The organism is Rugamonas sp. GW822-FHT03B10, assembly GCF_058801745.1.
Map to the genome: position 1 here is coordinate 1 of NZ_JBXANP010000049.1, position 1429 is coordinate 1429.

Sequence of the window (1429 nt, forward strand, 5' to 3'; positions counted from 1 at the left end):
GGCTCTATGCCGTTTCCAGTGGAAATTGACATCGGGTACCATGTCGGGTAACGCCATTTCATAGGTTCCAGAATCCTGATGAGTATCGCCGTCGAAGCCCTGTTCACCACTGCGCTGGGGCTGCAAGCGCCGTGGGTTGTCTCCAAAGTTGATCTCGATACGGCCAAGCGTCGGATCGATTTCGAGGTGTCGTGCGATGCCAAGCAGCTGCCTTGTCCGGCCTGCGGTGCGAATGGCCAAGGTATTCATGACCGCATCAAGCGCAGTTGGCGGCACCTGGACTTCTTCCAATTTGAAGCCTGGTTGCATGCCGACGTACCACGTGTTGACTGCGACGCATGCGGCAAGACCTCGCTGGCCGAAGTGCCGTGGGCGCGGCCAGGCAGCGGTTTCACGCTGCTGTTCGAAGCCCTTGCCTTGTCGTTGTGCCAAACCCTGCCGGTGGCGCAGGCTGCGGCCCAGTTGCGGGTGGCATCGAAACGGTTGTGGCGGCGCATCGAGCACTACGTGGGCATAGCGCGCGGCCGGGACGATATGACGGGTGTGCGCGTGATTGGCATCGACGAGACCAGCCTCAAGAAGGGACATCACTACGTCACGGTAGTGCACGACCTGGAGGCGCGGCGGTTGCTGTTCGTGACGCCGGGGCGGGATCACGAAACGGTGAACGCCTTCAAACGGGAACTGGTGGCGCACGGCGGCGTGGCCGACGAGATCAAGCATGTTTGCATGGACATGAGCGGCGCCTATGCCAAAGGCGTGACCGAAAGCCTGCCGCAAGCCCAGATCAGTTATGACCGTTTTCATGTGATCGCGCTGGCCAACACCGCCATGGACGAGGTGCGGCGCGAGGAAATGCGCAGCCAGCCGAAAGCCGTGCGGGCCGCGCTGGGAGAGGACCGCAAAGCGGTCAAGGCGATGATGTGGGGCATGCGAAAAAATCCCGTCAGCTGGACTTACCGTCAAACAAACTCCATGCACTGGCTGCAGCGCTCCAACCTGAAAAGCGCACGGGCCTGGCGCTTGAAGCAGGCGCTGCGCGAGGTCTATCGTGGCGCCGTGGCCGCCAACTGCGCCACCAAGGCCAAGCTAGACCTGCTGGACTGGATATCCTGGGCCAGTCGCTGCCGACTTGAACCATTTAAACGGCTGGCCGCCACCCTATTGGAGCGCCTGCCCGGCGTGGTGCGCGGTATGCTCGATGGGCGCAGCAATGCCTATGTCGAGGCCATGAACGGCATGCTCCAACAAACCAAGCGCGCCGCACGCGGGTTCCGTACTGTGACCAATTTCATCGCCATCGCCTACTTACGCATGGCCAAACTCAAACACCTGCCGGCCAATCCGCTGTGCGCTGCCGTGCCACGCGATTTCGGCGTTACACGGCATGTCGCCTGACGTCAAATTCCACACGAAACGGCATAGAGCC

Annotated in this window: 1 protein-coding gene; it reads left to right on the top strand. The window is 61.4% G+C overall.

Annotation, left to right across the window (positions count from 1 at the left end; all coding sequences use genetic code 11):
• Window positions 1-78 precede the first annotated feature (78 nt).
• Window positions 79-1398, top strand: a complete 1320-nt coding sequence (locus tag AC1RQG_RS27795; RefSeq protein ID WP_493136648.1) for an ISL3 family transposase — start codon at window positions 79-81, stop codon at window positions 1396-1398.
• The last annotated feature ends 31 nt before the right edge of the window (window positions 1399-1429 follow it).

Bases quoted from the DNA above. Each gene is read 5' to 3' on its own strand.
- AC1RQG_RS27795 (WP_493136648.1), top strand. From the start codon at position 79: ATGAGTATCGCCGTCGAAGCCCTGTTCACCACTGCGCTGGGGCTGCAA.